This is a genomic window from Pseudomonas sp. FH4 (assembly GCF_000510915.2).
In the GTDB taxonomy this organism is placed as follows: Bacteria; Pseudomonadota; Gammaproteobacteria; order Pseudomonadales; family Pseudomonadaceae; genus Aquipseudomonas; species Aquipseudomonas brenneri.
The window spans coordinates 174845-189848 of the sequence record NZ_AOHN01000007.1; the positions used below are offsets into that span (position 1 = coordinate 174845).

Here is a 15004-nt window from a genome sequence, read left to right on the forward strand (position 1 = left end):
GAAAACAACAAGGCCCGGATTGTACCGGGCCTTGAGTAAAACATCAGCCTGCGCCTAACGCTCGGCCAGGTTTTCGCGCGCCTCATAAGCCAGGCGTACCGGGGCAAACGAGCGGCGGTGGATCGGTGTCGGGCCCAATCGGGCCAGGGCTTCCAGATGAACGGGCGTCGGGTAGCCTTTATGGCCGCCAATGCCGTAGCCCGGATAGATCAATTCGAACGCCGCCATTTCACGGTCACGACTGACCTTGGCCAGGATCGAGGCGGCGGCAATCGCCGGAACCTTGCTATCACCCTTGACCACCGCTTCGGCCGGCATCGCCAGCTTCGGGCAGCGATTACCGTCGATCATCGCCAGTTTCGGGGTAATGTGCAGCCCCTCGACGGCGCGCTGCATGGCCAGCATCGTGGCGTGCAGGATATTCAGCTCGTCGATTTCCTCGACTTCGGCCCTGGCGATATGCCAACTGAGGGCCTTTTCGCAAATTTCGTCAAACAGCTTTTCCCGACGGGCCTCGGTCAGTTTCTTCGAGTCGTTGAGGCCGAGGATCGGACGATTCGGATCCAGAATCACCGCCGCCGTGACCACCGCGCCGCACAGCGGGCCACGCCCTACTTCATCGACACCGGCAACCAGTTCGTGGGTTTGGGCAACCAGGCTGAAATCCAGGCCGATTTGCGTCTTCATAGGGTTTCCTGCTGGCGGCCGATCAAGGTCAACACGGCATCTGCTGCCTGGTTCGACGCATCACGGCGCAAGGTACGGTGAATTTCGTCAAACCCACGGGTCTGCTCTTCGCCACCGTCGATCAACGGCGCAATGGTCTGGGCCAATGCTTCGGGCGTTGCCGCGTCCTGCAACAACTCCGGCACCAACAAACGCTGGGCCAGCAGGTTGGGCAAGGAGATGTAGGGACTTTTGACCATGCGCTTGAGAATCCAGTAGGTCAGCGGCGCCAGGCGATAAGCCACGACCATCGGGCGTTTATAGAGCAAGGCCTCAAGCGTGGCGGTACCGGAAGCGATCAACACCGCATCGCAGGCGGCCAGGGCCAGGTGCGAGTGACCGTCGAGCAGTGTCAACGGCAGGTCGCGCCCCACCAACAAAGCCTCGATTTGTGCGCGTCGCTGCGGGCTGGAGCACGGCAGCACAAAACGCACCCCAGGCTTCAGGGCCTGCAGGCGCTCAGCCGCATCAAAGAACAGTGCGCCCAGACGACCGACCTCACCGCCACGACTGCCGGGCATCAACGCCACCAGCGGCCCCTCGGGCAAGCCCAGCTCGGCGCGGGCTGCGGCACGATCGGCCTGCAACGGGATGGTATCGGCCAGGGTATGGCCGACAAACCTTACCGGCACGCCCTTTTCTTCATAGAACCGTGCCTCGAAAGGCAGCAGGGTCAGCATCAGGTCGCAGCCTTCACGGATCTTCAAGACACGCTTCTGTCGCCACGCCCACACGGACGGGCTGACGTAATGCACGGTCTTGATCCCGGCCTGACGCAGCTTGAGTTCGATATTGAGGGTGAAGTCCGGTGCATCGATACCGATAAAGACATCCGGTTTCTCTGCAATCAGGGTCTGGATCAGCAGTTTGCGTCGAGCGAGCAGCTCGCGCAGGCGCCCGAGCACTTCCACCAGCCCCATGACCGACAAACGCTCCATGGGAAAGTAGGAAGTCAGGCCTTCGGCCTGCATCAATGGGCCGCCGACCCCGATGAATTCCACCGATGGATGCTGCGCCTTGAGCGCGCGCATCAGGCCAGCGCCCAATATATCGCCGGAAGCTTCTCCGGCCACCAATGCAATACGCAGTGTGACCATGATCAGCGGGTGATGCCGCGAGTCGATGCCTGGATCGAATCACGGAATATGGCAACTTCAGGAAACAACGCCGCCGGCTCAGCCAGCTCTGCCAACGCCTGGTCAACCGTCAGGCCCTGGCGATACACCACCTTGTAGGCGCGACGCAGGGCGTGGATTGCATCTTCGCTGAAACCTCGGCGGCGCATGCCTTCGAAGTTCATGCTGCGGGCTTCGGCAGGATTGCCAAATACCGTGACGAACGCCGGCACATCCTTGCCAATAGCAGTACCCATGCCGGAAAAGCTGTGGGCGCCGATATGGCAATACTGATGCACCAGGGTGAAACCGGACAGGATCGCCCAGTCGTCAACGTGTACATGGCCGGCCAATGCAGTGTTGTTGACCAGGATGCAGTGGTTGCCAATCACACTGTCATGGCCGATGTGCGCATAGGCCATCACCAGATTGTGATCGCCCAGGGTGGTTTCTGCCCGGTCCTGCACAGTGCCACGGTGAATGGTCACGCCTTCACGAATGATGTTGTGATCACCGATTACCAGGCGGGTTTCTTCACCCTTGTACTTCATGTCCGGCGTATCTTCGCCTACCGAGGAAAACTGGTAGATACGATTGTGTTTGCCGATGCGGGTCGGACCCTTGAGGATCACGTGCGGCCCGATGACTGTTCCCTCGCCGATTTCCACACCTGCGCCGATGATCGACCACGGGCCGACCTCAACGTCGGCGGCCAGCACGGCCGTCGGATCGATGATTGCGCGAGGGTCAATCAAACTCATAGTTTGCGTTCCGCGCAGATAATTTCGGCGGAGCACACAGGTTTGCCGTCAACCGACGCCTGGCACTCGAATTTCCAGATCTGGCGCTTGCAGCTCACGAACTTGGCTTCCAGGATCAACTGGTCACCCGGGGTAACCGGGTTGCGGAAACGCAGTTTGTCGGAGCCCACGAAATAGTAAAGCGTGCCATCGGCAGGCTTCAGGTCGAGCATTTTAAAACCCAGGATACCAGCAGCCTGCGCCATTGCTTCGATGATCAACACGCCCGGCATGATCGGATGCGCCGGGAAGTGGCCATTGAAGAAGGGTTCGTTGATGCTGACATTCTTGTAGGCACGAATGCGCTTTTCCTCAACATTGAGCTCCACTACACGGTCCACCAGCAGGAACGGGTAACGGTGAGGCAGGTATTCGCGAATCTCGTTGATGTCCATCATTTCGGGGGGAAGCCTGTAATAAAGATTGGGAGCGCGCGGACTAAGGCACGCCCCTCTAGCAAATCAAGAAGGCAGTCTAGCTGCTGTGCACACTTGATATGGAAATGGTATCAGCCATCTGATGAAACATTACTGCCAGGGGTCACGTCCCCAACACGCTTTTCCAGATGTTTCAGGCGCCGCGCCATGTCGTCGAGCTGCCTTAAACGGGCCGCGCTCTTGCGCCACTCGGCCGCGGGTTGCATCGCCGTGCCGGAAGAATAGGCCCCAGGCTCGGTAATCGAATGGGTCACCATGGTCATGCCGGTAATGAAAACGTTGTCACACACATCGATATGGCCCACCAGACCGACACCGCCGGCCAGCATGCAGTGCTTGCCGATCTTGGTGCTGCCGGAAATGCCGACGCACGCAGCCATAGCCGTATGATCGCCAATCTGTACGTTGTGGGCGATCTGGATCTGGTTGTCGAGCTTCACACCATTGCCAATCACGGTATCGGCCAAAGCCCCGCGATCGACAGCAGTGTTGACGCCAATCTCCACATCATCACCAATCAGCACACCGCCAACCTGGGCAATCTTCTGCCAGATGCCCTTCTCATTGGCGAAGCCGAAGCCTTCGCCGCCGATCACGGCACCGGACTGAATCACCACACGCTGCCCGATACGCACATCGTGGTAGAGGGTCACGCGTGGTGCGAGCCAACCGCCTGCACCGATTTCACTGCGCGCACCGATAAAGCAATGAGCCCCTACCGTCACACCGGCGCCAATGCGTGCACCACTCTCGATCACCGCAAAAGCACCGATGCTCGCCGCAGGATCTACCTGTGCGTCATCGGCGATGACCGCAGAAGGATGTATGCCTGGAGCGGCCTTGGGTTTCGGGTCAAACAGGTGGGACACCCGCGCGTAAGCCGCATAAGGATCTGCCACCACCAGCGCATCCCCGGCAAACGTCTCGGCGTCAGCGGCCTTCAGCAATACTGCTGCGGCCTGGCTGTCGCCCAGGTATTTACGGTATTGGGGGTTTGCAAGGAAGCTCAACTGAGCTGGGCCAGCCTCCTGCAAGGTGGCTAGCCCAGTGATTTCTTTCTCCTTGGAGCCACGTAAGGTGGCCCCCAGGAACTCGGCCAACTCGCCGAGTTTGATAGTCGCGGTCATGGTTTACTTCAGCTGGTTCATGCGCTCGATCACCTGGCGGGTGATGTCGTATTGAGGCTTGACGTCGATCACGGCGCCACGCTCGAAGACCAGGTCAAAGGCACCTTTCTTGATGACTTCTTCCACAGCGCTGTCGAGTTTTGGCTTCAGTTGCTTGAGCATTTCACGGTCAGCAACAGCCTTGGCCTCGTTCAGCTCCTTGGACTGGAACTGATAGTCACGGGCCTTTTGCTTGAATTCAAGCTCCAGACGCTCGCGCTCGCCTTGCTGCATTTTATCGCCACCGGCGACCAGACGATCCTGAATACCCTTGGCACTGCTTTCCAGTGTCTTGAGCTTGGTCAGTTGTGGGCCGAATTTTTTCTCGGCATCCACGGCGTACTTCTTGGCCGCGTCGGATTCCAGCAGGGCCATCTGATAGTTCAGGACGGCGATTTTCATTTCGGCAAACGCCGGGGTTGCGACCAGCACGGTTGCCAGAAGAACCAATTGAGTCAACTTACGCACGATGCACTCCTACAGAATCCGTTGTCGTTATCTTGGGTCGGACGCTTAGAACGTCTGGCCGAGGGAAAATTGGAAAATCTGGGTTTCAGCGTTATCCGGTTTCTTGATCGGCATCGCCAAGGCGAAGCTCAATGGACCCAGGGCAGTAATCCAGGTCACACCTACACCCACGGAACTGGCCAGGTTACTCAGGCTGACATCGTTGCACTGAGTGTTGGACTTGATACCCGATGGGTTCCGGACCTGCTCGCACTTGGAGTCGAATACGTTACCCACATCCCAGAAGACCGAAGTACGCAGGGAACGCTGATCCTTGACGAATGGCAGCGGGAACAGAATTTCCGCACCACCTTGAATCAATACGTTACCACCGAACGGCAGCGGGTCGTTGTCGGAGTCAGCTACGGTGCCGGTATTACCGGTAATGCCAACACCACGGCTCGGCGTACCACGAGGGCCCAGGGTGCTGTCCTTGAAACCACGTACCGAGTTGAAGCCACCCGCGTAGTAGTTCTCGTAGAACGGCAGGCCGTCGGTCGAACCGTAGCCATCACCATAGCCCAATTCCGTGTGCAGGCGCATGGTGTAGTTATCGCTCAACGGCGTGAACAACTGGCCACGGTAGTCGAGCTTGAAGAACGACAGGTCGCTACCTGGGGTGGTGGCTTCCAGGGTCAGGCTCTGGGAGTGACCACGGGTGGCCAGCACGCCTTTGTTCAGGGTGGACTCGGACCAACCGGCCGAGGCCTTAAAGTTGAGGAACTTGTCACCTTCACGGCGGGTGAAGTCGAAGATCTCGTCCACGGTGTAGACACCGGTCTTGATTTCATCCTGCTGCGCAGTCAGGCCGAAGGTCAGGCGCGAGGTCTCACTGATCGGGTAGCCCACGTTGACACCGGCACCCAGGCTGTCGATCGCATAGCTTGCAACGTCGACGTCGAGGTCTTTGTAGTCGGTGGTGCGATAGAAGGCGTTGTAGCCCAGGCTCACGCCATCAGCAGTCCAGTAGGGGTCCACATAACCGAAGTTGTAGCGGCTCTGGTATTCGCTGCGGGTCAGGCCGATGGAAACCTTGTTACCGGTACCCAGGAAGTTGTTCTGGGTAATCGAGCCACCGAGGATCAGGCCGGCACTCTGTGCAAAACCGACGCTGGCGGTGATCGAACCGGACGCTTGCTCTTCCACGGCGTAGTTCACGTCAACCTGGTCATCCACACCCGGTACGGCCGGGGTCTCGACGTTGACTTCCTTGAAGAAGCCCAGACGCTCAAGACGGGTCTTGGACTGGTCGATCAGGTAGGTCGAAGCCCAGCCACCTTCCATCTGGCGCATTTCACGACGCAGCACTTCGTCCTCGGACTTGGTGTTGCCACGGAAGTTGATGCGGTTGACGTAGGCACGCTTGCCCGGATCGACGACAAAGGTGATGTCCACGGTATGGTCATCATCATGGGGGGTCGGCACGCCGTTGACGTTGGCGAAGGTATAGCCTTCGTTGCCCAGGCGACGGGTGATCAGTTCAGAGGTGGTGGTCATCAGCTTGCGCGAGAACACCTGGTCCTTCTCGACCAGCAGCAGGGACTTGACCTGGTCTTCAGGCACTTTCAGGTCGCCGCTGAGCTTCACGTCACGTACGCGGTACTTCTCGCCTTCGTTGACGTTGACGGTGATGTAGACGTGTTTCTTGTCCGGCGTGATGGACACCTGGGTCGAAGCGATATCCATGTTGATATAGCCACGGTCCAGGTAGTAGGAGCGCAGACGCTCCAGGTCACCGGAGAGTTTTTCACGAGCGTACTTGTCGTCGTTCTTGAAGAACGACAGCCAGTTGGTGGTCTTGAGTTCGAACAGGTCGATCAGGTCTTCGTCGGCGAACTTGGTGTTGCCCACCACGTTGATGTGCTGGATCGCCGCCACGGTGCCTTCGTTGATGTTGACCTTCAGGCCGACACGGTTGCGCGGTTGCGGTACCACTTCGGTTTCCACGGAAGCGGAGTAACGGCCCTGGGCAACATACTGACGTTGCAGCTCGTTACGTACGCCTTCGAGGGTGGCACGCTGGAAGATCTCGCCTTCGGCCAGGCCGGATTGCTTGAGACCCTTCATCAAGTCTTCAGTGGAGATCGCCTTGTTGCCTTCGATCTCGATACTGGCGACAGAAGGCCGCTCCACGACAGTGATGACCAGGACGTTGCCTTCACGACCCAGTTGGATATCTTGAAAGAAGCCGGTTTTGAACAGCGCACGAGTGGATTCCACCAGGCGACGGTCGTCAGCCTGTTCCCCAACGTTCAACGGCAAGGCGCCAAACACGCTACCCGCGGAAACCCGCTGGAGGCCGTTGACGCGAATATCGGAGATGGTGAAGGACTCGGCGTGAACTTCGGCGATCATCAATACGGTGAGAACCGCAGTTAGCAGCAGACGTTTCATGAAGTCCTTTCTTATTCCAACTGGCAATAAACAAACTGCCGCAAAATGCGGCAGATTCGCAATTCAGCGAAGCGTTACAGTCGTCCCAGATCGTTGACCAAGGCTAACAACATCACCCCGACCACCAAACTGATACCGATCTGTATCCCCCAACCCTGCACCCGATCCGACAAGGGGCGACCACGCACCCACTCGACGAGATAAAACAACAGATGCCCCCCATCCAATACTGGAATGGGCAACAAATTCAGAACCCCAAGGCTAATACTCAGATAAGCCAGGAAATTCAGGAAATCAGCAACACCCGACTGGGCAGAAGCGCCCGCCACTTTAGCAATGGTTATCGGTCCACTCAAGTTTTTTACCGAGAGCTCGCCGAACAACATTTTCTTCAGGGAATCGAGGGTCAGCACACTCATGGTCCAAGTGCGTCGCGCGCCCTCGCCAATGGCTGCCAACGGCCCGAAACTGACCTCCCTCACCATCGATGGCGGCCATTCGACACCTTTGACCCCGGCGCCCAGATACCCGCCGGCCGCCTTGGCCTCCCCACGCACCGCAAGCGTGACAGGGACGTCGATTTGAGCACCATCGCGCTCAACTTTCAGCACAATTTTCGTATCAGGACGTACACGAACCAGATCGACCACTTGCTGCCAGTCACCCAGTGCCTGGCCATCCAGGGCCAGCAAGCGGTCGCCGGTCTTCAGGCCGGCAGCCTGGGCTGGGCCCTTGGGATCGAGTTCTGCCAATACTGGCGGCAGTGCCGGGCGCCACGGACGAATGCCCAGGGACTTGATCGGATCAGGCTCGTCGGCGCCCTTGAGCCACTTGTCCAGCACCAGTTCACGCGGTGTCTCGGCTGTCGAGTCCTGCTCGCGCACCACCAGTTGCACCGTGCCGCTTTCGCCCAGGCGCCGGACCAATTGCAGATTGACCGCGCCCCAACCCGTGGTCGGCTCACCATCAATGGCAACGATTTCCTGGCCGGCGCTCAATCCGGCCTTGGCGGCAATACTGCCCGCCTCGACCGCACCGATGACCGGGCGCACCTGCTGGCTGCCCAGCATGGCCAGGACCCAGAAGAACACCATGGCCAGCAGGAAGTTGGCGATCGGACCAGCCGCCACGATGGCGATACGCTGACGGACGGTCTTGCGGTTAAAGGATTGATCCAGTTGATCAGCCGGCACTTCGCCTTCGCGCTCGTCGAGCATCTTGACGTAGCCGCCCAGGGGAATGGCTGCAATCACGAATTCGGTGCCGCGCCGGTCATGCCAGCGCAGCAGCGGCATACCAAAGCCCACGGAGAAGCGCAGGACCTTGACGCCACAACGGCGCGCCACCCAGAAATGACCAAATTCGTGGAAAGTGACCAGCACACCCAGAGCAACCAGGGTGCCGACAATCATATAGAGCGCACTCATCTAATCTCTCCGCATTCCAATCCAGCGCCTGGCGACTAACCCGCGTGACGCTTCAACCATTGCTCGGCCAAGACCCGGGCCTTGGCATCCGCCTCGAACACGGCGCCCAAATCATTCACGGCAACCACGGGCTCCAGGCTCAAAATTTCCTCGATGATACGCGCGATCTGTGGAAAACGGATGCGTCGATCCAGAAACGCAGCAACCGCCACCTCATTTGCCGCGTTAAGCATCGCCGGCGCGCTGTTGCCTGCCTCTGCCGCCTCACGCGCCAGGCGCAGGCAAGGGAAGCGCTGCTCATCCGGCGCTTCGAAATCCAGGCGCGCAATGGCAAACAGGTCCAGGGGCGCAACACCGGAGTCGATACGCTCGGGCCAGGCCAGGGCATTGGCGATAGGCGTGCGCATGTCGGGGTTGCCCAACTGGGCCAGAACCGAACCGTCCACATAATCGACCAGGGAATGAATCACGCTTTGCGGATGAATCACCACCTCGACCTGTTCAGCCCGGGCATCGAACAACCAGCAGGCCTCGATCAGCTCCAGGCCCTTGTTCATCATGCTCGCCGAATCCACCGAAATCTTGCGCCCCATCGACCAATTGGGATGAGCACAAGCCTGATCCGGAGAAACGTGCTCCAGTTCAGCCAACGGTGTCTGACGGAACGGGCCGCCGGAGGCGGTCAGCAGGATGCGGCGCACGCCCACCTGGCTCAGGCCGCGGGCGAAATCGCCAGGCATGCATTGAAAAATCGCGTTGTGCTCGCTGTCCAGCGGCAACAGCACGGCACCGCTCTTGCGCACGGCTTGCATAAACAGCGCGCCGGACATGACCAGCGCTTCTTTATTGGCCAACAGGATCTTCTTGCCAGCATCGACCGCCGCAAGGGTTGGACGCAAGCCGGCGGCGCCGACAATGGCCGCGACCACGGTATCCACTTCAGAAGCGGCAGACACCTGGCACAAGCCCTCCTCGCCGACCAGCACCTGGGTCGACAACCCTGCTGCCCGCAGATCATCCTGCAAGCCACGAGCAGCAACGGCATCCGGTACCACTGCGAACTGCGGCACATGCCGAACGCACAGCGCCAACAGCTCGCTCAAGCGACTGAAGCCGGTCAGGGCAAACACCTGATAGCGCTCAGGGTGACGGGCAATCACATCCAGCGTGCTCAACCCGACCGAGCCAGTGGCCCCCAGCACGGTAACCTGCTGCAAGCGGCTCACGAGGTAGCCATCCACAACAGCACGGCAAAGACCGGGATCGCCGCCGTCAGGCTGTCGATGCGATCCAGCACACCGCCATGCCCGGGCAGCAAATTACTGCTGTCTTTGATACCTGCCTGGCGCTTGAACATGCTTTCGGTGAGGTCGCCGACCACCGAGATCAGCACCACCACTGCCGCCGCAATCAGCGCCAGAAGTATCTGTTTGACGCTCCAATCACGTACGACGCCGACAACAGCGGTAATCACCAGTGTCAGCACCAGACCGCCGTACACCCCTTCCCAGCTCTTGCCGGGACTGACTGCCGGGGCCAGCTTGCGCTTGCCAAAGGCACGGCCGGAGAAGTACGCGCCAATATCCGCGCCCCAGACCAACACCATCACCGCCATGATCAACCAGTTACCCAGGGCCATGTGCTTGATATAGACCAGTCCCTGCCAGGCCGGCAGTAGAATCAGCAGACCGATCACCAGCTTGCAGGCGACGCTGGACCACTGGCCACTGGTACGCGGGTAGGTCAACACCAGGAACGTCGCCAACGCCCACCACAGTACCGCAGCCCCCAGCACCCAAGGGGCGACATCCGGCAGGATATACATCAGGAACAGCAACAGCGCGACAATGGCGGCGTACACCACACGCGGCAATTGCTCGGCAAACCCTGCCAGGCGTGCCCATTCCCAGGCGCCCAAGGTCACGACCAGGCCGATGAACAATGCAAAGCCTGCACCTTCGAGCAGGAAAAACCCGCACAGGGCGATTGGCAGCAGGATCAGTGCCGTGATGATTCGTTGTTTAAGCATTAAACCCGGGCTCCAGCTTCGATCTGCTCGCTCGTTTTACCGAAGCGACGCTGACGGGAAGCGAAATCGGCCAGCGCATTGCGCATGGCATCGTGTTTGAAGTCCGGCCAGAACAGGTCGGAGAAGTACAGCTCGGTATAGGCCAACTGCCACAACAGGAAGTTGCTGATGCGGTGTTCGCCACCGGTACGGATGCACAGGTCCGGCAACGGCAGGTCGCCGGTCACCAGGCAGGTTTGCAACAACTCGGGCGTGATGTCTTCCGGGCGCAGATGGCCGGCCTGCACTTCACGCGCCAGGCGCTGTGCAGCCTGGGCGATATCCCATTGGCCACCATAATTGGCGGCGATTTGCAGGACGAAGCGGTTGCTGCCAGCCGTGATTGCCTCGGCTTCACGCATGGCCGCCTGCAGTTCCGGATGGAACCGCGAGCGGTCGCCGATGATGCGCAGGCTGATGTTGTTGTCGTTCAGGCGCTTGGCCTCGCGACGCAAAGCCTTGAAGAACAGGTCCATCAAGGCGCTGACTTCGTCGGCCGGCCGCTGCCAGTTTTCACTGGAGAAGGCAAACAAGGTCAAGACCTCGACCTTGGCCTCGGCACACACCTCGATCACGGCCCGTACCGCATCGACACCCGCTTTATGCCCGGCAACACCTGGCATAAAGCGTTTCTTCGCCCAGCGATTATTCCCATCCATGATGATCGCGACATGGCGCGGCACCACAGAGGGTACAGTCTGCTTGGTCTTTTCCATGAAGGCGTCCTGACCCCTTATACGGCCATCAGGTCCTTTTCTTTCTCTTCCGTGGCCTTGGTGATCTGGGCCTCGGCGTCCTTGGTCAGCTTGTCGATATCGGCGACGGCACGGCGCTCTTCGTCTTCGCTGATTTCCTTGTCCTTGACCAGCTTCTTCAGGTCACCCAGGGCATCACGACGGATGTTGCGCACGGCAACACGGGCATCTTCAGCCGCGCTGCGCGCCTGCTTGGTGAAGCCCTTGCGGGTTTCTTCAGTCAGGGCAGGCATGGAGATCAGCAGCAACTCACCCAGGTTGGTTGGGTTGAGGTTCAGGCCAGCGCTCTGGATCGCCTTGTCGACAGCGGCCAGCATGTTGCGCTCGAACGCCACGACCTGCAGGGTCCGGGAGTCCTTGACGGTAACGTTGGCAACACCGCTCAGCGGAGTATCGGAGCCGTAGTAAGGCACCATCACGCTACCCAGGATGCTTGGGTGGGCCTTGCCGGTACGAATCTGGCCAAATGCGTGGGCCAGAGACTCCAGGGATTTTTGCATACGCGCCTGGGCGTCTTTCTTGATTTCGTTGATCATTGTTCGCCTTCCTCGATCAGAGTCCCTTCTGCGCCGCCGTGTACGATATTCAGCAGGGCGCCGGGCTTGTTCATGTTAAATACGCGCAGCGGCATCTTGTGGTCGCGGCACAGGCAGATTGCCGTCAGATCCATCACGCCCAGCTTGCGATCCAGCACTTCATCATAAGTCAGATGATCGAACTTCTCGGCATGCGGGTCCTTGAATGGATCAGCGGTGTAGACACCATCAACCTTGGTGGCCTTGAGCACTACGTCGGCATCGATTTCGATGGCGCGCAGGCAGGCAGCAGAGTCGGTGGTAAAGAACGGGTTGCCGGTGCCGGCAGCAAAGATCACCACCTCTTTGGCGTTCAGGTGGCGCATGGCTTTGCGACGATCGTAATGATCGGTCACACCAACCATGGAAATGGCCGACATCACGATGGCCGAGATATTGGCACGCTCCAGGGCGTCGCGCATGGCCAGGGCGTTCATCACAGTGGCCAGCATGCCCATGTGGTCGCCGGTGACCCGATCCATGCCAGCAGCACTGAGCGCTGCGCCACGGAACAGGTTGCCCCCCCCAATCACCAGGCCGACCTGGACACCGATGCCGACCAGTTGGCCGACTTCCAGTGCCATGCGGTCAAGCACCTTGGGATCGATCCCGAACTCTTCCGAGCCCATCAGGGCCTCGCCGCTAAGCTTGAGTAGAATGCGTTTATAGCGAGCCTGATAACCACTGCCCTGCTGAGCCATTGCGAATCTCTCCTGCGGCGTATTTTTAAAAAATTCTTGGCGAGCCGTTTACGGCTTGCGTTCACTCTAGCTGGACGCTGTCACAGCGCCATCGGAACACGGCTTTGTAAGCCAGTTCCAAAGGGAAGCCAAATAAAATTGAACATCCCATTTGAAAAGAGGCTGCGCGCGTGAGCGGGCAGCCTCTCTTGGGCGACAGTTGAAAACTGTCTTACTGCTTGGCGGCAGCCAGCTGGGCAGCAACTTCTTCAGCGAAGTTGTCGACCGGCTTCTCGATGCCGTCGCCTACTTTGAAGTAGGTGAAGGAAACGATTTCAGCACCGGCTTTCTTGGCCAGTTCGCCAACCTTGATTTCAGGGTTCTTGACGAACGCCTGCTCAACCAGGCTTGCTTCAGCCAGGAACTTGCTGATACGGCCTTTGACCATGTTCTCAACAATGTTTTCTGGCTTGCCTTTGATTTTTTCTTCGTTCAGCTGCAGGAACACAGCTTTTTCGCGCTCGATCGCTTCGGCAGAAACTTCCGAAGGCAGCAGGAACTCAGGGTTGCTGGCCGCTACGTGCATAGCGATGTCTTTGGCCAGCTCAACGTTGCCGCCCTTGAGGACAACTGCAACACCGATCTTGTTACCGTGCAGGTAACCACCAACAACATCACCTTCAACACGTACCAGGCGACGGATGTTGACGTTTTCGCCAACCTTGCCGACCAGTACCAGGCGATCGGCTTCTTGAGCGGCGATCAGCGGAGCGGCGTCAGTCAGTTTGTCGGCGAACGCTTTTTCAACGCTAGCAGCAACAAATGCCTTGAAGTCGTCCTGCAGGGCCAGGAAGTCGGTCTGCGAGTTCACTTCCAGCAGAACGGCGGACTTGCCGTCTTCTTTCAGAGCGATAGCGCCTTCAGCAGCGACGTTGCCTGCTTTCTTGGCAGCCTTGATCGCGCCCGAAGCACGCATGTCATCAATGGCTTTTTCGATGTCGCCGTCAGCCTTTTCCAGGGCTTTCTTGCAATCCATCATGCCTTCGCCAGTACGCTCACGCAGTTCTTTAACCAACGCTGCAGTAATTGCTGCCATTTTCAAATTCCTCTTGGATAGGTTTTCAACCATTCCACCCGACTTGTACGGGCGTTCAATTCTTCCCGAACCACCCTTGTTAACCGCTGCACGTTACAGATGCTGTAGCTGTGCCGCTCACAAATGGTTTTCGAGGTGGCAAAAAGGGGGCCAAGCCCCCTTTTTGCTTACTGAGTCAACGCCAGGGCGTCAATTACTCAGCTGCAGCGACCGGTGCTTCTTCAGCAGCGAACTCTACGGTGCCGCCGCCAACATTGTTGCGGCCACGGATTACAGCGTCAGCCATCGAACCCATGTACAGCTGGATAGCGCGGATTGCGTCATCGTTGCCTGGGATGATGTAGTCAACGCCTTCCGGGCTGCTGTTGGTATCGACTACGCCGATAACCGGGATGCCCAGCTTGTTGGCTTCGGTGATCGCGATGCGCTCGTGATCAACGTCGATAACGAACAGTGCGTCAGGCAGACCGCCCATGTCCTTGATACCACCCAGGGAACGATCGAGCTTTTCCAGGTCACGGGAGCGCATCAGCGCTTCTTTCTTGGTCAGCTTGGCGAAAGTACCGTCTTCGGCTTGCACTTCAAGGTCACGCAGACGCTTGATGGAAGCACGGATGGTTTTGAAGTTGGTCAGCATGCCGCCCAACCAGCGGTGATCGACGTACGGCGAACCGCAACGTGCTGCTTCTTCAGCAACGATCTTGCCAGCGGAACGCTTGGTGCCGACGAACAGAATCTTGTTTTTGCCCTGGGCCAGGCGCTCTACGAAAGTCAGAGCTTCGTTGAACATTGGCAGGGTTTTTTCAAGGTTGATAATGTGGATCTTGTTACGCGCGCCGAAAATGTACTTACCCATTTTCGGGTTCCAGTAACGGGTCTGGTGACCGAAGTGCACACCGGCCTTCAGCATATCGCGCATGTTGACTTGGGACATGATAGTTCCTTAATAAGTCGGGTTTGGCCTCCACGTATCCCAATGACCAACCAGCGGCATCAAGGCCTCCGGCACCCAGGTCATCGTGTCGACACGTGTGTGGATTTAAGCTTTGCGGGGTATCCCCGGAAAGCGGCGCATTTTATACCACAGCAACGACAAAAACGAAACCCGCAATCGCACTTACCTCCCGTCGTCGCCACCCAAGCCATTGAATCGGGTGAAAATACCCACATCTAATAGAGAGAAGCGATAGCCAGACACTCATGGTTTGCACCTTGCGTCTGTTAGAATCGCGTTTTTTGGGCTTGTGCGAACGTTGCA

15 protein-coding genes are annotated in these 15004 nt (G+C 58.5%); all 15 read right to left on the reverse strand.

Going from position 1 to position 15004, the window contains the following annotated elements; genetic code table 11:
• Window positions 1–54 precede the first annotated feature (54 nt).
• The 15 genes from rnhB to rpsB all read right to left on the reverse strand — a co-directional run bounded on the left by rnhB (window position 55) and on the right by rpsB (window position 14680).
• The gene (rnhB, locus tag H097_RS05670; protein ID WP_032858158.1) at window positions 55–687 is read right to left on the reverse strand and encodes a ribonuclease HII; all 633 of its coding nucleotides are present in this window, start codon (window positions 685–687) and stop codon (window positions 55–57) included.
• The gene (gene lpxB / locus H097_RS05675) at window positions 684–1826 is read right to left on the reverse strand and encodes a lipid-A-disaccharide synthase (RefSeq protein ID WP_162237634.1); all 1143 of its coding nucleotides are present in this window, start codon (window positions 1824–1826) and stop codon (window positions 684–686) included. Before lpxB ends, rnhB begins: the two co-directional genes overlap by 4 nt.
• A complete protein-coding gene (lpxA, locus tag H097_RS05680) occupies window positions 1826–2602 on the reverse strand; it encodes an acyl-ACP--UDP-N-acetylglucosamine O-acyltransferase (RefSeq protein ID WP_032858160.1) in 777 nt (258 codons plus the stop codon). Before lpxA ends, lpxB begins: the two co-directional genes overlap by 1 nt.
• Window positions 2599–3039 (reverse strand): 3-hydroxyacyl-ACP dehydratase FabZ, encoded by a 441-nt coding sequence (gene fabZ / locus H097_RS05685; RefSeq protein WP_029297270.1) that lies wholly within the window; start codon window positions 3037–3039, stop codon window positions 2599–2601. The genes lpxA and fabZ overlap by 4 nt, the downstream gene beginning before the upstream one ends.
• Window positions 3040–3149: 110 nt before the next feature.
• Complete coding sequence (lpxD, locus tag H097_RS05690) at window positions 3150–4205, reverse strand: UDP-3-O-(3-hydroxymyristoyl)glucosamine N-acyltransferase (protein WP_032858161.1); 1056 nt, start codon at window positions 4203–4205, stop codon at window positions 3150–3152.
• Between the two features lie 3 nt (window positions 4206–4208).
• The gene (locus tag H097_RS05695; protein ID WP_003219314.1) at window positions 4209–4712 is read right to left on the reverse strand and encodes an OmpH family outer membrane protein; all 504 of its coding nucleotides are present in this window, start codon (window positions 4710–4712) and stop codon (window positions 4209–4211) included.
• A 45-nt stretch (window positions 4713–4757) separates the two neighbouring features.
• Window positions 4758–7145, reverse strand: coding sequence for an outer membrane protein assembly factor BamA (gene bamA / locus H097_RS05700; protein ID WP_032858162.1), 2388 nt, complete (start codon window positions 7143–7145; stop codon window positions 4758–4760).
• A gap of 74 nt (window positions 7146–7219) precedes the next feature.
• A complete protein-coding gene (rseP, locus tag H097_RS05705; RefSeq protein ID WP_029297276.1) occupies window positions 7220–8572 on the reverse strand; it encodes a sigma E protease regulator RseP in 1353 nt (450 codons plus the stop codon).
• Window positions 8573–8607: 35 nt separating this feature from the next.
• On the reverse strand, window positions 8608–9798 hold the full coding sequence (gene ispC / locus H097_RS05710; protein ID WP_032858163.1) for a 1-deoxy-D-xylulose-5-phosphate reductoisomerase: 1191 nt from the start codon (window positions 9796–9798) through the stop codon (window positions 8608–8610).
• Window positions 9795–10601: a phosphatidate cytidylyltransferase gene (locus tag H097_RS05715; RefSeq protein WP_032858164.1), complete on the reverse strand. Its 807-nt coding sequence runs from the start codon at window positions 10599–10601 to the stop codon at window positions 9795–9797. The genes ispC and H097_RS05715 overlap by 4 nt, the downstream gene beginning before the upstream one ends.
• Entirely contained in the window at window positions 10601–11356 is a 756-nt protein-coding gene (gene uppS / locus H097_RS05720; RefSeq protein WP_029297283.1) for a polyprenyl diphosphate synthase, read from the reverse strand. Before uppS ends, H097_RS05715 begins: the two co-directional genes overlap by 1 nt.
• Before the next feature lie 17 nt (window positions 11357–11373).
• A complete protein-coding gene (gene frr / locus H097_RS05725) occupies window positions 11374–11931 on the reverse strand; it encodes a ribosome recycling factor (protein WP_032858165.1) in 558 nt (185 codons plus the stop codon).
• Window positions 11928–12671 (reverse strand): UMP kinase, encoded by a 744-nt coding sequence (gene pyrH / locus H097_RS05730; protein ID WP_019692086.1) that lies wholly within the window; start codon window positions 12669–12671, stop codon window positions 11928–11930. Before pyrH ends, frr begins: the two co-directional genes overlap by 4 nt.
• A 211-nt stretch (window positions 12672–12882) precedes the next feature.
• A complete protein-coding gene (tsf, locus tag H097_RS05735) occupies window positions 12883–13746 on the reverse strand; it encodes a translation elongation factor Ts (protein ID WP_003172264.1) in 864 nt (287 codons plus the stop codon).
• Between the two features lie 193 nt (window positions 13747–13939).
• Complete coding sequence (gene rpsB, locus H097_RS05740; protein WP_029297291.1) at window positions 13940–14680, reverse strand: 30S ribosomal protein S2; 741 nt, start codon at window positions 14678–14680, stop codon at window positions 13940–13942.
• Window positions 14681–15004 lie beyond the last annotated feature (324 nt).

Coding starts and splice junctions, on each gene's coding strand:
- rnhB (WP_032858158.1), bottom strand. CDS start 687: ATGAAGACGCAAATCGGCCTGGATTTCAGCCTGGTTGCCCAAACCCAC.
- lpxA (WP_032858160.1), bottom strand. CDS start 2,602: ATGAGTTTGATTGACCCTCGCGCAATCATCGATCCGACGGCCGTGCTG.
- fabZ (WP_029297270.1), bottom strand. CDS start 3,039: ATGATGGACATCAACGAGATTCGCGAATACCTGCCTCACCGTTACCCG.
- lpxD (WP_032858161.1), bottom strand. CDS start 4,205: ATGACCGCGACTATCAAACTCGGCGAGTTGGCCGAGTTCCTGGGGGCC.
- bamA (WP_032858162.1), bottom strand. CDS start 7,145: ATGAAACGTCTGCTGCTAACTGCGGTTCTCACCGTATTGATGATCGCC.
- rseP (WP_029297276.1), bottom strand. CDS start 8,572: ATGAGTGCGCTCTATATGATTGTCGGCACCCTGGTTGCTCTGGGTGTG.
- H097_RS05715 (WP_032858164.1), bottom strand. CDS start 10,601: ATGCTTAAACAACGAATCATCACGGCACTGATCCTGCTGCCAATCGCC.
- uppS (WP_029297283.1), bottom strand. CDS start 11,356: ATGGAAAAGACCAAGCAGACTGTACCCTCTGTGGTGCCGCGCCATGTC.
- frr (WP_032858165.1), bottom strand. CDS start 11,931: ATGATCAACGAAATCAAGAAAGACGCCCAGGCGCGTATGCAAAAATCC.
- pyrH (WP_019692086.1), bottom strand. CDS start 12,671: ATGGCTCAGCAGGGCAGTGGTTATCAGGCTCGCTATAAACGCATTCTA.
- tsf (WP_003172264.1), bottom strand. CDS start 13,746: ATGGCAGCAATTACTGCAGCGTTGGTTAAAGAACTGCGTGAGCGTACT.
- rpsB (WP_029297291.1), bottom strand. CDS start 14,680: ATGTCCCAAGTCAACATGCGCGATATGCTGAAGGCCGGTGTGCACTTC.